The sequence below is a fragment of the Cecembia lonarensis LW9 genome, from assembly GCF_000298295.1.
GTDB lineage: Bacteria > Bacteroidota > Bacteroidia > Cytophagales > Cyclobacteriaceae > Cecembia > Cecembia lonarensis.
Genome location: NZ_AMGM01000066.1, coordinates 1 through 21,063, shown reverse-complemented (window position 1 = coordinate 21,063; position 21,063 = coordinate 1). Strand labels below are relative to the sequence as shown.

The window sequence follows — 21,063 nt, the reverse complement described above, 5'->3', positions numbered from 1 at the left end:
AGATACTTCCAAAATCCGTCTTTCGCAATCCCACTTCAAATATTTGTACATTCTTGAGACATGGTACTTGGTACATTGTACTTGGTACTTGTGAAACCTAGCACTTAAACTGGTTCGCCGGAATCCAACTTACAATGCCTTTTGTGCATATGTATCACATATTCCTTCTATACTGCCCTCCCACCTCATAAAGTGCATTTGTGATTTGGCCTAGGGAGCAATATTTCGCAGCCTCCATCAATCTCTCAAAGATGTTTCCATTTTGAACCGCAATTCTCTGAAGCTCCTGAAGCTCAATGGCTGCTCTATCTTCATTTCTGCTGTGAAGACGATTGAGAGTTTCTATCTGCGCTTCTTTTTCTTCCTTAGTTGCCCTGATTACCTCGCCAGGAATTACCGTCGGAGAACCTTCGGAAGACAAGAATGTATTCACTCCAATGATGGGATACTCCCCTGTATGCTTCAACATTTCATAATGAAGGCTTTCTTCCTGTATCTTGCCCCTTTGGTACATGGTTTCCATAGCACCCAGTACTCCCCCCCTTTCAGTAATCCTATCAAACTCCATATATACTGCTTCTTCCACCAAATCAGTCAACTCCTCTATGATAAAAGAACCTTGTAAGGGGTTTTCATTTTTTGCCAATCCAAGTTCCTTATTGATAATCAACTGAATGGCCATAGCTCTTCTAACAGAGGCTTCTGTTGGGGTAGTGATGGCTTCATCATAAGCATTGGTGTGCAAAGAATTACAATTGTCATAAATGGCATATAGCGCCTGCAGTGTTGTCCTGATATCATTGAAGTCAATTTCCTGGGCATGGAGTGATCTTCCAGATGTTTGAATATGATATTTCAACATCTGTGAACGCTCATTGGCTCCATATTTTAATTTCATGGCTTTGGCCCAGATCCTTCTTGCCACCCTTCCAATCACCGCATATTCTGGATCGATCCCATTGGAGAAGAAAAAGGAAAGGTTTGGTGCAAATTTATTGATATCCATTCCCCTGGATACATAATATTCTACATATGTAAATCCATTGGAAAGGGTGAGCGCCAATTGTGTAATCGGATTGGCACCTGCTTCAGCTATGTGATAGCCCGAAATAGACACAGAATAGAAATTTCTTACCTGATGATTGATGAAATACTGCTGCACATCACCCATCAACCTCAAAGAAAACTCTGTAGAGAAAATACAGGTATTTTGGGCCTGATCTTCTTTTAATATATCCGCCTGAACAGTACCTCTTACCGTGGCTAAGGTTTTGGCTTTGATCTGCTCATAAATTTCAGCAGGAAGCACTTGATCTCCTGTCACACCTAATAGCATTAACCCCAAACCATTGTTCCCGTCAGGAATTTGGCTTTGGTAACTTGGTCTTGAGACACCTTTTTTGCTGTAGATCTCTTCGATTTTGGCAGAAACCTCCGCTTCCAATCCGTTTTGCTTGATGTATAATTCACATTGCTGATCAATGGCCGCATTCATGAAAAAGGCTGTCATGGTTGCTGCAGGTCCATTGATAGTCATGGAGACCGAAGTCATAGGATCTGCAAGATTGAAGCCGGAATACAATTTCTTAGCATCATCGAGACAACAAATGTTAACACCTGAGTTACCAATTTTCCCGTAAATATCCGGACGATAGTCAGGGTCCTCTCCATAAAGTGTCACGGAGTCAAAGGCAGTAGAAAGCCTTTTGGCGGGCATGTTTTTGGAAACGTAATGAAAACGCTTATTGGTCCTTTCAGGTCCTCCTTCTCCGGCAAACATTCTTGTAGGGTCTTCACCCTCTCTTTTGAAAGGGAATACACCTGAGGTATAGGGAAATTCACCTGGTACATTTTCCCTCAAACCCCATTTCAGTAGGTCTCCCCAAGCTTCATATTTGGGAAGTGAAACCTTAGGAATTCTGGATTGGGACAGGGAGGTTGTAAAAGATTTTATCTTTATTTCCTTGTCCCTTACTTTAAACACATAATACTCCTCAGCATATTTCTGCGCTTTCTCAGGCCATTCTTCCAGCCATTTTTTATTTTTGGGATCCAGCTCAAGTTCCAGCTGTACATACACTTCCTGAAGTTCCTTGATCAGCCTGTCCTGATCTTCCACTTTCATGGACTGAATGGCCTCTATGGATTTTTGAACACTGTATAATTTTTGAGCAACATTCTTCTGGTCCTCTGCCCATTTGTCATAATTGCGGTTATTTTCAGATATTTCAGACAGATAGCGGGTTCTAGCAGGCGGTATGATATAAATCTTTTCGGACATCTCCTTAGTGACCTCAAAAGAAGTCTGAAGATCTACACCTGTCTTCTCTACCAGTTTATGCACAATGCCCTTGTAAAGATTATTCATGCCTGGGTCATTGAACTGAGAAGCAATGGTTCCAAAAACAGGAATATCCTCATCTGCAATATCCCAAAGGTTATGATTTCTTTTGTATTGCTTTTTGACATCCCGAAGCGCATCCTGTGCCCCTCGCTTGTCAAATTTGTTGAGTGCGATCACGTCTGCAAAGTCCAACATGTCAATTTTTTCCAACTGGGTTGCTGCCCCATATTCCGGCGTCATAACATATAACGACATATCAGAGTGCTCAATGATTTCCGTATCGGACTGGCCTATGCCGGATGTTTCCAGAATAATCAAATCAAAAGCTGCGGCCTTAACAATATCCACTGCATCTTGGACATATTTTGACAAGGCCAAATTGGATTGTCTGGTTGCAAGGGAGCGCATATAAACCCTTGGTTGATTAATGGAGTTCATCCGAATTCTATCGCCCAATAATGCTCCTCCTGTTTTTCTTTTTGAAGGATCTACAGAAATAATAGCGATATCTTTATCCTTAAAGTCCAAAAGGAATCTTCGTACCAACTCATCGACCAAGGAAGATTTTCCAGCACCCCCTGTACCGGTAATCCCTAAAACAGGGGTATTACTTTTGGCAGACATCTCTCTGATTTCACGCAAAACGGACTTACTTTCCTCTGGGAAATTTTCAGCAGAAGAAATTACTTTGGCAATACTGGACTTATCTGATTTGTCCAGGTCTGATAACTGAATATCCTTACCCACCGGAAAATCTGATTTTTGGACCAAGTCGTTGATCATACCTTGTAAGCCCATGGCCCGGCCATCATCTGGGGAATAAATTCTGGTAATACCATATTGATGCAGTTCCTGAATTTCCTCAGGTAGAATGGTACCTCCTCCCCCGCCAAAAATCCTTATATGACCTGCTCCCTTTTCTTTCAGAAGGTCAAACATGTATTTGAAAAATTCGACATGCCCTCCCTGATAAGAGGTGATGGCTATGGCTTGGACATCTTCCTGAATGGCACAATCCACTATTTCCTGTACAGAACGGTTATGACCTAAATGAATCACTTCGCAGCCCGTCGACTGGATGATCCTGCGCATGATATTGATGGCAGCATCATGCCCATCAAAAAGGGATGCTGCCGTTACTATTCTGATGTGGTTCTTGGGTTTATATGATTCCTGATTCACAGTCATTATAAATGGGTTTATACTTCTTTCCGGTTACCAATACCTCCAATAACGTACAGAAGGCTTAATTGATTTTTAAACGCTTGCGAATATAAGAAAAATGATAAACAAAAAAGATTGAAAATGATTATTTTCAGAATAAAATTCTGATTCGATCGTAAATCAACTTTATTAAAGTAATTTATTCTAAATTCTAACCAATTGACGAAATACTACCTTTAAAAAATCCTTTCATCTAGAAAAACAAAACTTAAGCCTCCCTCTATTCAGCGCATCTTTTGAGTATATCACCTTTGCATATGATGAAGATCATGTTTTCCTAAATTTTTTCAACCTTACTTTATGCAAGCAAACTAATATTCCCTTAAATTAAAGCGTCTTATAAATTCTTGTCTATGAAATTCTCACTGTATCTGGGTAGTTATAAAAACGTCAAAGTGTTTATCCACTGGACATTCTCACTCCTACTTTTGTGGATTATTATTTCGAACATGCGTCAGGGAATGCCAGGAATGGATATTCTTTGGATAATAATTTTTGTCCTTGCGCTGTTTGCCTGCGTAGTAATGCATGAATTCGGTCATGCCCTTGCTGCTCAAAAGTATGGCATTCAGACTAAAGACATTGTCCTATACCCCATTGGTGGGGTAGCCAGATTGGAAAAACTCCCAGAAGATCCTAAGCAGGAATTATGGGTAGCCATAGCAGGACCTTTGGTAAATGTCGGTTTATTTGTCATCTTATCTATCATTTTAAGCTTTACGGGATACAATCTTGAAAATCTTGAATTGGAAGAATTAAGGATAAGACCCAATACGATCCTATTATACATCGCTTCCGCCAATTTGATACTTGCCGTTTTCAATATGCTACCAGCATTTCCTATGGACGGTGGCAGGGTACTCAGGGCATTGCTATCCATCAGGCTTCCAAGGGCCAAGGCCACTCAAATTGCTGGAGGAATAGGACAATTTTTAGCCATTTTCTTCGTCTTCTTTGGCTTATTTAATAATCCCATTTTGGTCTTGATCGGTATTTTTATATTTCTTGGTGCAGCTGCTGAGGTTTCTCACACCCAGCAGGAAAGCTTCCTAAAAGGTTACAAGGTGAAAGATGCCCTCATGATGAAGTTTCAGATTATCGCTTTTGATGCTCCATTATCCAAAGCAGTAGAAAAGCTTCTCAATTCACAAGCCACCCATTTTGTGGTGGTCAAAGACGATGTTGCGGTTGGAACTTTGAGTAGAAACGAAATCATCAAGGGGCTGAAAGAAGGGAATGAAGATACCATTATCGAGCAAGTGGCAGATTTCAGCCCATTAAAGATTGAAACCGAAGAAGATTTGGATGAGGCTTGGAAAAAAATGATGATGGATAATAAAAAAGTGGCCTTTATTATAGAAAATGGGCATTTTTTAGGTATTCTCGATCAGGAAAATATTGGTGAATTTGTGATGGTTAAATCTGCTCTCACAAAAGCCTAAACAACTATTACTATTATGATTGACAAATCTTCTCTATTGGATAAAAAATGGCATGCCATGGCTTCCGAAAGTGTTTTGGACAGCCTTAATTGCTCGATAAAAGGCCTAAAGCAGGAAGAAGTTAAGGAACGGTTATCTGTTTTTGGCCCCAATAAACTTCCTGATAAAATACAGATCAATATCTTGAAAATCATAATCAGCCAATTGGTCAATCCTTTGATTTTTATATTGATTGCTGCAGCGATTGCCTCTGTTTTGATCGGTGAAGGCAAAGATGCCATATTCATATTCCTGGTTATTTTTATCAATACCGCTATAGGTACCTATCAGGAATACAATGCGGAGAAAAGTGCCGCAAACCTTCAAAAGCTCTTACGAATCCGTGCAAGGGTTTTGCGGGATGGAAAAGAATCAGAAATTGACTCTGAAGAACTCGTTCCCGGGGATGTGGTTTTGCTGGAATCTGGCAGCAAGGTCCCTGCAGACCTCAGGTTGATGGAGACCCAGGGCCTGGAAATAGATGAAAGTTTCCTGACCGGTGAATCTCAGGCGGTCTTAAAACATACTGAGCCTCTCAAAAATACCACTGTAGTAGCAGACAGAAAAAATATGGCTTTTGCAGGGGCTACCATCATGTCAGGAAGGGGCCTGGGCATAGTTGCCGCTACCGCCTTAGACACGGAGGTGGGTAAAATTGCAGAAAATGTATCGACAGGGGAATCCGCCAAGCCCCCTTTGATTCTCAGAATGGAAAAATTCACCAAGAACATTGGTTACATCGTCATTGTTCTGAGTGTTTTGCTGGCCATTCTCCTTCGTTTTCAAGGTATGGATATGGCAGCTATATTTTTCTTTGTGGTCGCTTTGACAGTTTCGGCTATTCCTGAAGGACTTCCTGTATCCTTGACTATAGCTTTGGCCGTAGCTACCAACCGCATGGCCAAAAGGAATGTTATTGTTAAAAAGCTGACTTCTGTTGAAAGCCTTGGAAGCTGCACCGTGATCGCAAGTGATAAGACAGGGACCCTTACGGTAAACCAACAAACGGTAAAAAGAATTTATTTCCCTGATGGCTCCAGCTTTGAAATCACAGGAGAAGGTTATAATGGAGAGGGAAAAGTTTATAGTCCTAAAAACAAGGAAGTTTCTGCTGACCTTAAAGAGCATCCGGCATTAAAGCAAATTCTGGAAGTTTCCATTATGGCCAATGAAGCCGTTTTGGAAAAAGAAAACGGAGAATGGAAGCATTATGGGGACGCCATGGATGTGGCTTTGCTTGGCGTGGGCTATAAAGCTGGATTACATCCCAAAGAAGTGAGAAAATACCTCAAGCCACTTGACAAAATCCCTTACGAATCCGAAAACAAATTTTCTGCAGGTTTTTATGAAAGAGAGGGAGAAGTATATTGTGCAATAAAAGGAGCAGTTGAAAAAGTACTTGAATTTTGCACTTTCCCCGCTTCGCATGGTTCTACCCAAAGCCAAATTTTGGAACAGGCAGAAGAACTGGCTGGTAAGGGATATCGGGTGTTGGGTTTTGCAGAAGGGAAAGCTGAAAATTTCTCTAAAAAAGAAAATCACGATGAATCGGAAATCCCTGCATTGGAATTTGTAGGACTCATTTGCTTTATAGACCCCCTTAGAGCAGAAGCCATAAATTCAGTTGAAAAATGTAAGAAAGCGGGAATCAAGGTCATCATGATTACCGGAGACCATCCAGCCACAGCAGCCAATATAGCCCGTGATTTGGGGATACAATCCGATGATATGCCTGTAGTCAGTGGAAAAATGCTTTCCCAATCAGGAAGCACTGACAATAAAGAATTCCAGGATTTGGTCATGTCCACTTCTGTTTTTGCAAGAGTTTCCCCACAACAAAAACTGGAAATCGTCGATGTCTTGATCAAAAAAGGGGAGTTTGTAGCCGTGACTGGAGATGGGGTCAATGATGCTCCTGCCCTCAAACGCGCTAATATTGGTGTCGCAATGGGTTCCGGTACCGATGTTGCCAAGGATGTGGGAGCCATGATTGTGGTAGATGATAATTTCTCGTCAATTGTGGCGGGGGTTGAGGAGGGAAGATTTGCTTACGACAATGTCAGAAAAGTAATTTATTTATTGGTTTCTACCGGAGCTGCAGAAGTATTTATGTTCCTGATGGCTATTATTGCTGGTTTGCCATTACCCTTATTGGCAGTACAGATTCTTTGGTTAAACTTGGTCACCAATGGCATACAAGACAAGGCCTTGGCTTTTGAAGGAGGTGAACCTGAAACCATGGAAAGAAAACCCAGGAAACCCAGCGAAGGCATCTTCAATATGATCATGAGAAACCAATTGATAGTTTCAGGTTTGGTTATCGGTTCAATGGCTTTTGCTTATTGGTATTACCTGACTGAATATCAGCAAATGGAAGAATATCATGCAAGAAGTTTGGTTCTTCTTTTGATGGTATTTTTACAAAACTTCCATATTTTCAATTGTAGATCAGAAAGGACTTCCACCTTTAAAATTTCAATATCTAAAAACTATTGGCTAATTATTTTGGTCATGGCCGCACAGGGTGTCCATATCGCCAGTATGTATATTCCATTTATGCAGGGGATTTTAAGGATTGAGCCCATCACTTTCAATGAGTGGATCACTGTGCTTTCACTTGCAGCACCTATTATTCTTGCCATGGAGATTTTCAAACTGATCAACAACCGATTGTTTCCCAGAAAAGCCTAATTTGAAGTAATATATGCAGTATCGGTATAGCAGTCCGGAAAAAGCAGTTCAATTGATCAAAAGTAATCAGAGGGTATTTGTGCATGGTAGTGCGGCTACACCAACATTTCTTTTGTCTATTTTGGCTGAGAGAAAGGATGAATTACGGAACGTGGAAATCGTCAGCATTTCAACCTTTGGCCCCATGCCTTTAACTGAACCGGGATGTGAGGAAAGCTTTTTTATCAATACCTTTTTTGTATCTCAAAATGTAAGGGAAGCAGTCAATTCCAACAATGGAGATTATGTCCCAGTATTTCTTAGTGAAATTGGACAGCTATTCAAGAGAAAGATTCTTCCTTTGGATGTTGCTATAGTACAGGTTTCGGAGCCGGATGCTCATGGTTTTTGTTCTTTAGGTGTATCTGTGGATATTGCCAAGGCTGCCGTAGATTCAGCCAAAATTGTCATTGCCCAGGTCAATCCAAGAATGCCCAGAACCCATGGCGATGGGCATGTGCATTTCAGTAAATTTGACGCGGCAGTTTATGCTGACCAGGCCTTACATGAGATAAATTATAGAGCAAAAGTTACTGAAAACGAAAAACAAATTGGAGCATTTATTGCTGAGCTGATTGAAGACCGATCCACTTTGCAATTGGGTGTGGGTGGCATTCCTGACGCGGTACTTTCCTGCCTAAAGCATCACAAAGACCTAGGGGTTCATACGGAGATGTTTTCAGATGGCATCATTGATCTGCTTGAATCCGGTAGCATCAGCAATGCATACAAAAAAAAGCATCCCGGCAAAGTACTTACCTCTTTTGCCGCAGGAACAAAAAGGCTATATGACATCATTCACGACAATCCCTTATTTACCTTTCAAGAGGCCGAGTATGTCAATGATTCTATGGTAATCCGCAAAAACCCAAAAATGGTCTCCATTAATAGCTGCCTTGAAACTGATTTGACAGGACAGGTTTGTGCGGATTCCATAGGAAGTTTCCAATATTCAGGTGTGGGTGGCCAAATGGACTTTATGCGAGGAGCATCACTATCAGAAGGAGGCAAGCCAATTTTGGCATTGAGGTCCACGACAAAGTCCGGCGAAAGCAAAATAGTGCCATTTTTAAAACAAGGTGCAGGCGTGGTCACTACCCGGGCCCATGTACATTATGTAATTACTGAATTTGGTGTTGCCTATCTGTATGGGAAAAATTTAAGACAAAGGGCAGAAGCATTGTTGGCCATTGCCCACCCAAATCATCAGCAAAGCCTTGATCAGGCGATTTTTGAAAGGTTTGGAAGAAAGTTATTTTGATAAATACAAGCATTAGAAAATATGAAAAAAACCATCATTTCCTTTATCCTGTGTCTATTTTTCCCCATTCTTTTATGGGCGCAGACCATACAGTCCCCTAATGGGAATTTAAAACTTGAATTTGAAGTCAAAGAAGGCATCCCTTATTATCAAATGGCATTCAAAAACAAAGCTGTCATCCTTCCTAGCAAATTGGGCTTGGAATTAAAAAACCAACCCTCCTTTTTAGATGGTTTTGAAATCGGGGAAGTGGTTTACAACGAATTTGATGGAACCTGGGAGCCCGTCTGGGGAGAAGAGAAACATATCCGTAATCACTACCAAGAAATGAAAGTAGAATTGATACAGCCAGCAACGGAACGTAAACTGATTGTCCGATTCAGATTATTCAATGATGGGTTAGGTTTCCGATATGAATTTCCAGCGCAACTTAATCTTGCCCATTTCATAGTCAAAGAAGAAAAAACGCAATTTGCCATGGCCGGTGACCATACTGCTTTTTGGATTGCAGGAGATTATGATACCCAGGAATATGATTATACCGAATCCAAACTTTCAGAAATACGGGGACTTATGGAAGAAGCCATTACCGGCAACATCTCCCAGACCTCTTTCTCCCCTACCGGTGTGCAGACGGCTTTAATGATGAAAACCAATGATGGTTTGTACATCAATCTACATGAAGCTGCCTTGATCAATTACTCCACCATGCACCTTAATTTGGATGATAGCAAGATGATTTTTGAATCCTGGTTGACCCCAGATGCCATAGGTGACAAAGGCTACCTCCAAGCCCCTGGTCAAAGTCCTTGGAGGACCGTAATTGTCAGCCATGATGCCAGGGATATTTTAGCCTCCAGAATTACTTACAACCTAAATGAACCCAGTAAAATTGAAGACACCTCTTGGATACGTCCAATCAAATATATCGGCGTTTGGTGGGAAATGATTACAGGCAAAAGTACCTGGCATTATACCGATGATTTTGCTGCAGTGGATTTGAATACCACGGACTATTCCAAAGCCACCCCAAATGGAAAGCACGGTGCAACCACAGAAAATGTGAAGCGCTATATAGATTTTGCTGCGGAGCATGGCTTTGATGGGGTCTTGGTGGAAGGATGGAACATTGGCTGGGAGGATTGGTTCGGCAATTTCAAAGATTATGTGTTTGACTTTCTTACCCCTTACCCAGACTTTGACCTGGAGGGTGTAAAGGATTATGCCAAGAGCAAAGGCGTGGCAATGATCATGCACCATGAAACTTCCGCTTCGGTGAGAAATTATGAACGCCATTTGGACAGGGCTTATCAGTTTATGAAAGACAATGGCTATCATTCTGTAAAAAGCGGTTATGTTGGGTATATCCTTCCGATTGGAGAAAATCATTACAGCCAGTGGATTGTCAACCACTATCAACATGCCTTGGAAAAGGCAGCGGATTACCAGATCATGGTCAATGCGCATGAGGCTGTCAGGCCTACCGGCCTGGGTAGAACATGGCCTAATCTGGTCGCCAATGAATCGGCGAGGGGGACAGAATACCAAGCCTTTGGTGGTTCAAAGCCCAATCACGTCACTGTATTACCTTTTACGCGGTTGATAGGCGGACCTATGGATTATACGCCTGGAATTTTTGAAATGGACATCAGTAAGCTGAATCCCGAAAATGATTCTTGGGTAAACAGTACTTTAGCAAATCAGCTGGCACTTTATGTGACTATGTACAGTCCTCTTCAAATGGCGGCAGACCTTCCCGAACATTATGAGCGATTCATGGATGCTTTTCAATTTATAAAAGACGTAGCGGTAGACTGGGATCAAACCTGGTATTTGGAAGCAGAGCCCGGTGCATACTTGAGCATTGCCAGAAAAGCGAAGGGTAAAAATGAATGGTTTGTAGGCAATGTCAATGGCAACGAAAGCAGGACCTCTACCATTAAATTTGACTTTCTAGAATCAGGAAAGCAATATATTGCCACAATTTACGCTGATGCCAAGGATGCGCACTACAGAAAAAATCCACAAGCCTATACCATCAGAAAAGTAATCCTTGATAATAAGTCAAAACTATCCCAGCTTTCAGCACCTGGAGGTGGATATGCCATTAGCATTATAGAAGCTGATAAAGCAGACACAAAAGGATTGAAAAGGTTGAGATAATAATTATAACAGTGCCAAAAGTTTTATTCAATGAATACCCTCAAAAACAGATTCAACCCAAGGGTCCGACGTGGTATCAAATTTATTATCCCCAATTTTGTAGATATAGCTGCTACCTGTAACATTGGTGGTGATCACTTTTTCGGCCTCCAACAAATCCTTTTCCTCAAACTCACCTTCCAAAACAGTCTTACCGATATCTCTCAATCTTTGCAACACCCTACTTCTACCTACGCCGGCAATACACGATGAAGTAAGCGATGGGGTGTAGTATATACCATCCTTTATCCAAAACAAATTCGAAGAACCTGCCTCAGAAATATATCCTTTCGCATTTTTTAAAATCACTTCATCCATATCCATGGCCTGTCTCTCTTTGGCTGCCATCACGTAGGTAATAGAAGATAAACTCTTACATTGGCTCCAAGGAGATTCTGAAATAAAAACTTTAGGACTGATATAGGCATTAAATTTTACTGCAGGCGGTTTCTGAAAGGGTTGAATTTGTAAGGTTTCCATAGAATTGTCTTCCGTAGGGCCATATTTCCCCTGCCCCCCCCTGAAAACATTCCACCTCAGGCGGAAAAGTGGCATTGTTATGGCAATTTCCTGAACGAGCTGCTCTATTTGATCCATGGAAGAAAGTTTCTGATCATCCATACCCAAAAGAACAAGTCCTTCTTTTAACCTTCCGAAGTGCTGTTCAGCAAAACGGATTTTACCTTTTTTCAAAACCATGGTTTCAAAGAGTCCATCTCCAAAAAGAAAACCTCTGTTGTGCAAACTACTTGGATCTTCAGACCAATTTCCTTCTGGGTGCTTATAATAATAGACTGTCTCAAAAGCGTTCATTCTACTGTTCGTTTTTGTACACACTGAACATAACTCCAACTACAATACTTTAAAATTAAAGAAAATAAATGCATCATATATGCCTTATTGTACGAATCTGATAAAAATGAATACTATAAACGAAATTCCTATTAATTTAGCACATAAATTGAAAGTGACAACAGGATGGGTAAAAGCAGTGTATTTGACATGATTGGACCGGTGATGATTGGCCCTTCTTCTTCACATACAGCAGGAGTTGTGAGGATAGCAAGGGCGGCAATCCGTGTACTAGGAGCCATTCCTAAAGAAGCCGTTATCACATTTTACAACTCTTTTGCCAGAACTTATGAAGGGCATGGCAGCGACAAAGCTATTTTGGGAGGTTTATTGGATTTAAAAACCGATGATCCGGGGATTAAAACCTCATTCGAATTGGCAAAAGAAAAGGGGCTTCAATACACTTTCAAGTCTATCGGTAATGCTTCCATTTACCATCCCAATACCATTAAACTTAACTTAAAAAAAGGTGAGCAAAGAATCGAGGTGATCGGTGAAAGCCTTGGCGGTGGGGTTATCAATATTGCTGAGGTCGATGGGTTCAACGCGAATTTTTCAGCACAGTTTCATACCCTCATCATCAAAGCAGATGATATTTCCGGTGCCATTGCTTTTATATCCTCTGTCATCGCACAGGAAAAAACCAACATTGCCACCATGTCCGTTTCTAGGAAAGGAAAAAATGACCTCGCCTGCCATGTGATTGAAATGGATTCTGGCATTAGGTCAATTACAATTGAATACCTCAAGAGTTTGCCTTGGATCAAAGAATTGATTTACATACCTGATATCGATCTTTAATATGAAATACAATTACATTTTACCTTTTTTAATTGCCATTTTGCTTTCTTCTTCATTAAGAGCACAAGATTTCAATCTTCAGGCATTGGATTTACAGACGGCCATTGATGTGGCGTTGGAAAATAACCTAAACCTTCAAAGAAGTCAGGTCAACTTAGCCACACAGGAAGCCAACTTGATCGGAAACCAAGGACAAAGAATTCCTACCTTTTCCACAGGAGCCAGTACAGGTTATAGATGGGGTAGATCAATCAACCCTGTTACCAACCTTTTTGAAAACAATAGAATTGGGAATATCAACTTGGTAGCCAATTCAAATCTTACCTTATTTGCAGGTCAGCAGATTACCAATTCCATTAAACAAAACCAGACCGATATTGAAGCAGCCAGGTACAATGTATTGGCCACAGAAAACAATATTACTTTGAATGTAATCAACTTATTCATCAATGTGGTGTTTGCTAAAGAGCAACTGAATATTGCCGAAAACCAATTGGCTACCACCAAAGAGCAGCTCGCTGTGACCACCAAATTGGTTGATGCTGGATCTTTGCCTCTGGCTAATAAATTGGATATACAGGCACAAAATGCCACCAATGAACTGGAGGTGATCAATGCATCAAATAACCTACGGATTGCCAAATTGAATTTAGCCCAATCCATGCAAATCCCTTTCGATAGCAGATTGGATGTGATTACCCCCGATTTGGATCCTGAAAATTATGGTTTGACCCAAAAAGAGGTAGACGAAATTTTTGAAATTGCCCTGGATATGATGCCTGAAATCAAAGCGGCACAATTGGGCATTGAAAGTGCAGAATTTGGAGTGAAAATCGCTAAAGGTGGATTCATGCCTACATTGGGAGTGGGGGCCAGTGCCTTTTCCAATTATATAGATCAGTTTTTTATGGGAGAACGTCCTGAATTTACTACACAAATACGAAATAACTTTTCCAATTCCGCAAATGTACAATTGAGCATTCCAATTCTTTCCAACTTCAGGAACCGAGCCAACGTACAGCGGGCGAGGTTACAGAAAAGACTGAGTGAAATTCAAGAAGAAGAAACCAGAAATCAGTTGCGGCAGGACATAGAATCTGCCTATACCAACGCTTATGCTTCTAGACAGTCTTATCAGGCATCCCAAATACGGGTAGCTTCTTTGGAAGAAGCCTTTCGAATAGCTCAGCAGCGCTTTGATGCCGGAGCCATCAATTTTGCTGATTACCAATTGGCCCAAAACAACTATTTCAACGCACAGGCGGATTTGGTTACAGCCAAATACACCTATATTTTCAGAGTCAAGGTACTTGACTTTTACTTAGGAAATCCACTCAAATTATAAAATAGGACAAAAATAATGGCTAAGAAAAAATCCAATAAAACGGTTTATATTCTTTTAGGAGTATTGGGAGCTATCATCCTTTTTGCCATCATTGGCAGATCTGCAGGTTGGATAGGCGGACAGAAAGAAGTAAGTGTTGAAACTGCAAAAGCTAAAAAGACTTCCATCACAGAAAAAGTAAGTGCATCAGGAGTAGTAGAACCTGAAATTGAGGTGAAGCTTAGTCCGGATGTAGCAGGTGAAATCATTGAACTGAATGTCATCGAAGGGGATTCTGTTAAAGTGATGGACTTGCTGGTCAAGATCCGGCCTGATAACTTCATTTCTGCATTGGACAGGGCCAGAGCGAACCTGAACCAAAACAAAGCCAATCTGGCACAATCCAATGCCAACCTTAAAAGAGCTGAAGCACAGTTTATCCGTGCCGAACTGGAATATAAGAGGAATGAAAAGCTGCATCAGGATAAAGTAATATCAGATGCAGACTGGGAACAGTTTCAAGCCAACTTTCTTACAGCCAAGAATGACCTGGAAGCAGCACAACAGTCAGTTTTGGCTGCAGAATTCATTGTGAAATCTTCACAGGCTACCGTAGATGAGGCGGCAGAAAATCTGAGACTAACGAATGTATATTCCCCTGTAAACGGCATCGTTTCCAAGCTATTGGTGGAAAAAGGAGAAAGGGTTGTAGGAACCCAGCAAATGGCAGGAACAGAAATGTTGAGGTTGGCTGACCTCACCCGTATGGAGGTAAGGGTAAATGTCAATGAAAATGATATTATCCGTATCAATATGGGAGACACTACCATCATTGATGTGGATTCCTATGCTGCGACAGGAAAGAAGTTCAAAGGTATTGTAACCTCTATAGCCAATTCAGCCAATACCAAGGCAAGCCCTGATGCGGTGACAGAATTTGAGGTGAAGATCAGAATCCTCAACGATTCCTATGCTGACCTCATCACAGAAAGAAACAGATATCCCTTCCGTCCTGGTATGACAGCTACGGTAGATATCATTACCCAGAAGAAAGATAATGTACTTTCTGTTCCTTTGGCTGCAGTAACTACCAGGGAAGACGAGCTTATTGAAAATCCCGACGGATCATCTAAATCCAAAGAGTTGGTATTTGTATTAGAAGATGGCAAAGCCAAAATTGTAGAAATCAAAACCGGAATTTCAGATTTTGATAATATTGAGGTACTAGAGGGATTGACAGAAGGACAAGAAATCATTTCCGGCCCCTATTTTATTGTCAGCAGACAGTTGAAAGATGGAGACGCTGTGAAAGTCAATAATCCAGAAAAGAAAAACTAAGTTGATATCGTCCCGCGTTTCCTACGTTGTCACGCGTTTCCGAACGCGGGACTAATAATCCCTTAATTCCGAAGTCAGATATTAAAAACTGAGCTGAAAGCTCAACATTCAGCAGTCCAGAGTTGAAAACTCCGGACAACAGAACCGCTTACCAGTCCTTTAAAGCCTGATAAACCAAATGGACCGGTAAGCCCATAACCGAATAAAATGAGCCCTCTATTTTTTTCACCCCTATGTAACCTATCCACTCCTGTATACCGTAAGCCCCAGCTTTATCAAAGGGTTTAAAATGATCTATGTAAAAATCAATCTCTTCTTCTGACAAAGACTTGAAAACTACAGATGCCTCATCTTGTAAGGTAATGGTTTTACTATAGGAAAGCAGTGTGATGCCAGTACTGACGGTATGTTGATTTGCAGACAGGGACCTTAACATTTGTCTTGCCTCTTCCTTGTTCCTTGGTTTTTCCAAAACCCTTCCATCAAGGATTACGACCGTATCAGACGTCAAAAGGATCTCATGATCTTCCAATTCACCGACAAAAGCTTTAGCTTTCTTTTCTGAAACAAAAGCCGCCACCTCCCCTACTGGCATGTTCTCGGGGTAATCCTCAGCTGTTTCCTTTGTCCGCACTTCAAAATCCACACACAAGCCTTTAAGAAGCTCCTGTCTCCTTGGAGACTTTGAGGCTAATATCAGCTTATTTCCTTTTAGATCGATCATGACAAAAACACTTCGTAGGGAAAATCAAACTCTGACTCCTCAATAGAGCCAAAAAGCAATCCTGACAATGCTTTAGGATAAAAGTATGTTGATTTTTGGGGCATGGTGTATCCACTTTTGCATACCTCCAAGACCTGTTGCATGGCTATATCCTTGGTGATCACTGCAAAAGACGAATGCCCAGCTTCAACTTTAGATAAGCAACGGTGCATATTCCTTTCATATTCAATATGCTCTGAATAACGCTGCTCATCCATCGGGATACCCAATACTTTCTCAATAAAAAAATAATGCAAAACCACCATATCTACCTGTTTGAGCACATCAGGAATTTGAAGGTTCATTTCCTGTATTTTTTCTGGTTTTAGTCTGATTTTATAGGCATTCCCTGAAAACACCAGACCAAAAGCCCATTTTTTTTGTAGAATCAACTCAGTGATTTCCTCTACATCATCTAGTTTTTTGATGATGAAACTTGAATGTAAGCGTTCTAAAATTTCCTCTTCTTTCAAAAGGATCTGACTAAATAGCCTATGGGTCGGTAAAATCCTTAAATTATTGGTGAGGGCATTGGTAAAATACATCATGTGAAAATTGTATCCCTCTTTACCATTGTGGTCCGGGTTGGCTTTTTCCATCTCCTTGCGATAGGCAATGGCTCCTTCATAGCGATGGTGCCCATCTGCCAGAATGATTTTTTTATCTGCTAAAACTTTAAGGAATTGCTTGATGGTCGGTACATCCTGTATGACTCCCAATACTTCTCTCACCCCTTGATAGTCTTCTAACTCATAGATTGGATCTTCAATTGCGGCATCCATAAAAGGCTCTAATACCTGCAAGGGATCTTCATAAAGACCATGCGTGGGGCTAGGTTGAAATTGAGTCGCCCTGAGCAGATCAATCCTGTCATTCACTGCTTTGGCAATGGTATTTTCATGCCGGAGGACTATCTCATCTTCCCAGTCGTAGGCACGGATTTGGGCAATAAAACCTTTCCTGCATGATTCTTTTTCCTGACCAGGAAACTTGAAATATTGATAATACACATAAATACCAGGGATTTGATCCTGTACAATTACCTCATCCTGCTTCCATTGTTCCAGCATTTGCTGGGCTTTCAAAGGTGGATTTTCACCAATTGGTACAGAAAGATGTATGCTATTGAATGGCCTGGCGTAGAGTGCTTCCCGTTGTTTGGACGAAACCACATCAAAAAGTGGAGAAGTCAAGGATTCAATATGATCTGTCAAGCGCTCATGGTATCTCCAAGCCTTGATAGGAAGGATTTCCGCCATTAAATCAACCTGTTTTTCCAGTTTGTCCTTGGGTTACTGATGCCATTTTGACCCGAAACACGCTTCAAACCAAATTTCTTTTTCTCCAATACATCAACTGCCAATGAGGCTAGCAATTCCATTTCAGCCTCCTCCCACTTCACATCCAACTTGTCAGGACTAAAATATTTTTCAACGAATTTGGTATCAAAGTTACCCGATACAAAGGCCTCATGCTCTAGGACAAAGCTGCAAAAAGCCAAGGTTGTCTCAATGCCCGTAATCTGATAATCTAAAATGGCACGGAGCATTTTCTGAATAGCTTTTTCCCGATTTTCATCATGAACGATCAACTTGGCAATCATTGGATCATAATAAATCGGAATATCCATTCCTTCCTCAAAGCCATCATCTACCCTAATTCCATGTCCCTGAGGCCTTACATAAGTAGCTAAGCGTCCAATATCAGGTAAAAAGTTGTTTTTGGGATCTTCTGCATATACCCTGACTTCAATAGCGTGTCCGTTTATTTTCAAGTCCTCTTGGGCGAAAGTGAGCGGTTGTCCTTCTGCAATTAATAGCTGTTCTTTGACCAAATCTTTCCCTGTGATCATTTCCGTTACGGGATGTTCCACCTGAAGTCTGGTATTCATCTCCAAAAAGTAAAAATCCAAGTTTTCATCCACAATAAACTCAACAGTTCCGGCCCCGAAGTAATTACAGGCTTTTGCCACCTTTACAGCGGCTTCGCCCATGGCTTTCCTCATGCTTGGAGAAACTACGGCAGAGGGAGCCTCCTCTATAACCTTTTGGTGTCTTCGCTGAATTGAACATTCCCGCTCAAAAAGATAAACTACATTCCCGTGAATATCTCCAAGAACCTGAATTTCAATATGTCTAGGTGATGTGATATATTTTTCAATAAAAACAGCACCATCCCCAAAAGCAGATTGTGCTTCAGAAATGGCCCTTTGCATTTGCTCTTCAAACTCCCCTTCGTATTTGACAATCCGCATGCCTTTGCCTCCACCTCCGGCACTGGCTTTGATTAAAATGGGATATCCGATTTCCTCGGCCTTGACCTTAGCAGCCTGAATGTCAGTAATAGCCTCATCTGTACCTGGCACCATAGGTATGCCATATTTTGAGACAGCATTTTTAGCCGCCAATTTGCTTCCCATTACCTCGATGGAGGATGGAGAAGGTCCCACAAAAATAATCCCCGCATCTGTGACTTTTTTGGCAAATCCTGCATTTTCAGATAGAAAGCCATAACCAGGATGGATGGCGTCCACTTTCAGGTCCTTACATGCTTCGATGATTTTATCTGCCAAAAGATACGATTGGTTTGATGGTGGCGGACCAAGACAGACTGCTTCGTCGGCAAACTTGACATGGGGTGCATTGATGTCTGCTTCACTGTACACTGCTACTGTCTTGATTCCCATTTCCTTAGCCGTACGCATAATTCTCAGACTGATCTCTCCTCGATTGGCCACTAAAAGCTTATTGATTTTTTGCATATTTGGGTATGATAACTGTCAAAAAGGCTAACTCACGAAATAAATAAATTAAAATGATTAAGTGAAAGAAAATTTGAAAAGACGGCTCATTTTTGCAAGGATGGACAAATTATATTACTTTTGGCGAGTTTTAAGGTTAAGCCTTTAACGAAAAAAATGTACCATAAAATAGTATAAGACATTGGACTTATTCGAAAAATTACGCACCAATTTAGGCCCGTTGGGTAAGCATTCAGAGTTATCTGAAGGGTATTTTGCCTTTCCTAAATTAGAAGGAGAGATTGCTCCAAGAATGAAATTCAAAGGCAAGGAAGTATTGACTTGGAGTTTGAATAATTATTTGGGACTGGCCAACCATCCTGAAATAAGGAAGACCGACGCAGAGGCAGCGGCTAAGTGGGGGGCAGCCTATCCTATGGGTGCAAGAATGATGTCCGGACAAACGGACCTTCACGAACAATTGGAACGTGAATTGGCAGAATTTGTAGGTAAGGAAAGTGCATACCTTTTGAATTACGGCTATCAGGGCATTATGTCTGCTATAGATTCCCTTTTAGATAGAAAAGATGTCGTGGTATATGACAGCGAATGTCATGCCTGTATCATCGATGCCTTAAGAATGCACCTGGGCAAACGTTTTGTGTTTCCTCATAATGACATTGAAAGTTGTGAAAAACAGCTTCAAAGGGCCACGAAACTGGCAGAAGAAACAGGAGGTGGTATATTGGTAATCACCGAAGGCGTCTTCGGAATGACCGGTGACCAAGGGAAGTTGGCAGAAATTGTAAAACTTAAAGAAAAATACCAGTTCAGATTATTGGTGGATGACGCCCATGGTTTTGGAACGATGGGTAAGACCGGAGCTGGAACAGGTGAAGAACAGGGCGTACAGGATCAAATTGACCTTTACTTCTCAACTTTCGCCAAATCCATGGCATCAATTGGGGCGTTCATTGCCGGTGATGCAGGGGTGATCCTGTATTTGAAATATAATATGAGGTCGCAGATCTTTGCGAAATCATTGCCCATGTTATTGGTAGAAGGTGCGCTGAAAAGGTTGGAGTTATTAAGAACTCAACCGCAACTTAAAGACGATCTTTGGAAAATTGTCAATGCCTTAAAATCAGGTCTTCAGGAAAAGGGTTTTAGCACAGGAAAATCCAACTCTCCTGTAACGCCAGTTGTCTTGAACGGTACAGTAGGAGAAGCTGCCACCCTAAGTAAAGACTTAAGAGAGAATTATAGCATCTTCTGTTCAGTGGTTATTTATCCTGTTATTCCTAAGGGAATGATTATCCTTAGGCTTATCCCGACAGCGGTGCATACATTGGAAGATGTGTCAGAAACCATCGCTGCTTTTGAGGCAGTTAAAGATAAGCTTGTGAGTGGATATTACAGAAACACAGAGCTTGCCATGTCATTTGGCGAATAAAAACGGTGAAAAAATGCGTCAGATTGTTGTTTTATAAACATTTTGACTATATTGAACCAAAAATTAAACTTATCATCAACCTAAAAATTAACTTTTGATTATGAGCAGATTTGACGAAATTAAAAATCTTGTGATGGGTTTGGAAGCTGACTTCGAAAAATTTTATGAGAAGGGAAACCAAGCTGCTGGAACCAGAGTAAGAAAGGGTATGCAGGACCTTAAAACTATGGCTCAGGACATCCGTAAAGAAGTTCAGGACAAGAAAAACGCTGGATGATTCTAACGAAATCTACATAAAAAAGGTGGTCTTAAAGACCACCTTTTTTATTTTAGGCCTTCGTCTTCAATTCTCCATTGAACGTAACATCAGGCACGAGCCTCAATTGGCTAAAATCTATTTCCGTGGAAATCCGTGTAATTCCTGCCCGCGGTCAGGCGGGCGTGGACCAAAAGGGGTGTGGACAGGATAACAGGTAATGGACAAAAAAACCCTCTAAAATTAATTAGAGGGCTTGAATGATTTAGATTATTAAACCTTTATTTCTGAGGC

General features: G+C 41.1%; 14 protein-coding genes. 9 read left to right on the top strand and 5 right to left on the bottom strand.

Annotation, left to right across the window (positions count from 1 at the left end):
- Positions 1-154: 154 nt before the first annotated feature.
- A complete protein-coding gene (locus B879_RS16020; RefSeq protein ID WP_009186255.1) occupies positions 155-3,532 on the bottom strand; it encodes a methylmalonyl-CoA mutase family protein in 3,378 nt (1,125 codons plus the stop codon).
- A gap of 389 nt (positions 3,533-3,921) precedes the next feature.
- On the opposite strand from B879_RS16020, the gene B879_RS16015 reads away from it, so the two are divergent.
- Genes B879_RS16015 through B879_RS16000 form a run of 4 tightly spaced genes read left to right on the top strand, consistent with a single transcriptional unit; the run spans position 3,922 to position 11,203 of the window.
- On the top strand, positions 3,922-5,010 hold the full coding sequence (locus B879_RS16015) for a site-2 protease family protein (protein ID WP_009186254.1): 1,089 nt from the start codon (positions 3,922-3,924) through the stop codon (positions 5,008-5,010).
- A 15-nt stretch (positions 5,011-5,025) separates the two neighbouring features.
- Positions 5,026-7,740 carry a cation-translocating P-type ATPase gene (locus B879_RS16010; RefSeq protein ID WP_009186253.1) on the top strand — a complete coding sequence of 905 codons (2,715 nt, stop codon included), beginning with the start codon at positions 5,026-5,028 and terminating at the stop codon, positions 7,738-7,740.
- Positions 7,741-7,753: 13 nt separating this feature from the next.
- On the top strand, positions 7,754-9,040 hold the full coding sequence (locus B879_RS16005; RefSeq protein WP_009186252.1) for an acetyl-CoA hydrolase/transferase family protein: 1,287 nt from the start codon (positions 7,754-7,756) through the stop codon (positions 9,038-9,040).
- Between the two features lie 21 nt (positions 9,041-9,061).
- Complete coding sequence (locus tag B879_RS16000) at positions 9,062-11,203, top strand: glycoside hydrolase family 97 protein (RefSeq protein ID WP_009186251.1); 2,142 nt, start codon at positions 9,062-9,064, stop codon at positions 11,201-11,203.
- A gap of 27 nt (positions 11,204-11,230) precedes the next feature.
- Here B879_RS16000 and B879_RS15995 read toward each other — a convergent pair whose 3' ends face one another.
- On the bottom strand, positions 11,231-12,055 hold the full coding sequence (locus B879_RS15995) for an aminotransferase class IV (protein WP_009186250.1): 825 nt from the start codon (positions 12,053-12,055) through the stop codon (positions 11,231-11,233).
- A 165-nt stretch (positions 12,056-12,220) separates the two neighbouring features.
- Here B879_RS15995 and sdaAB point away from each other — a divergent pair, with 165 nt between their 5' ends.
- The 3 genes from sdaAB to B879_RS15980 are packed head-to-tail and all read left to right on the top strand — an operon-like array spanning position 12,221 to position 15,557.
- A complete protein-coding gene (gene sdaAB, locus B879_RS15990) occupies positions 12,221-12,895 on the top strand; it encodes an L-serine ammonia-lyase, iron-sulfur-dependent subunit beta (RefSeq protein WP_009186248.1) in 675 nt (224 codons plus the stop codon).
- 1 nt (position 12,896) lies between these two features.
- Positions 12,897-14,240 (top strand): TolC family protein, encoded by a 1,344-nt coding sequence (locus tag B879_RS15985; RefSeq protein ID WP_009186247.1) that lies wholly within the window; start codon positions 12,897-12,899, stop codon positions 14,238-14,240.
- A 15-nt stretch (positions 14,241-14,255) separates the two neighbouring features.
- Entirely contained in the window at positions 14,256-15,557 is a 1,302-nt protein-coding gene (locus B879_RS15980; RefSeq protein WP_009186246.1) for an efflux RND transporter periplasmic adaptor subunit, read from the top strand.
- A 148-nt stretch (positions 15,558-15,705) separates the two neighbouring features.
- On the opposite strand, the gene B879_RS15975 is transcribed toward B879_RS15980, so the two are convergent.
- The 3 genes from B879_RS15975 to accC are packed head-to-tail and all read right to left on the bottom strand — an operon-like array spanning position 15,706 to position 19,081.
- Complete coding sequence (locus tag B879_RS15975) at positions 15,706-16,281, bottom strand: Maf family nucleotide pyrophosphatase (RefSeq protein WP_009186245.1); 576 nt, start codon at positions 16,279-16,281, stop codon at positions 15,706-15,708.
- Positions 16,278-17,579, bottom strand: coding sequence for a DUF1015 domain-containing protein (locus tag B879_RS15970; RefSeq protein WP_009186244.1), 1,302 nt, complete (start codon positions 17,577-17,579; stop codon positions 16,278-16,280). The genes B879_RS15975 and B879_RS15970 overlap by 4 nt, the downstream gene beginning before the upstream one ends.
- Positions 17,579-19,081, bottom strand: coding sequence for an acetyl-CoA carboxylase biotin carboxylase subunit (gene accC, locus B879_RS15965; protein ID WP_009186243.1), 1,503 nt, complete (start codon positions 19,079-19,081; stop codon positions 17,579-17,581). Before accC ends, B879_RS15970 begins: the two co-directional genes overlap by 1 nt.
- A gap of 181 nt (positions 19,082-19,262) precedes the next feature.
- On the opposite strand from accC, the gene B879_RS15960 reads away from it, so the two are divergent.
- Together B879_RS15960 and B879_RS15955 are read left to right on the top strand one after the other, a co-directional pair.
- On the top strand, positions 19,263-20,513 hold the full coding sequence (locus B879_RS15960) for an aminotransferase class I/II-fold pyridoxal phosphate-dependent enzyme (RefSeq protein ID WP_009186242.1): 1,251 nt from the start codon (positions 19,263-19,265) through the stop codon (positions 20,511-20,513).
- A gap of 100 nt (positions 20,514-20,613) precedes the next feature.
- On the top strand, positions 20,614-20,790 hold the full coding sequence (locus tag B879_RS15955) for a BF3379 family histone-like protein (RefSeq protein WP_009186241.1): 177 nt from the start codon (positions 20,614-20,616) through the stop codon (positions 20,788-20,790).
- Positions 20,791-21,063 lie beyond the last annotated feature (273 nt).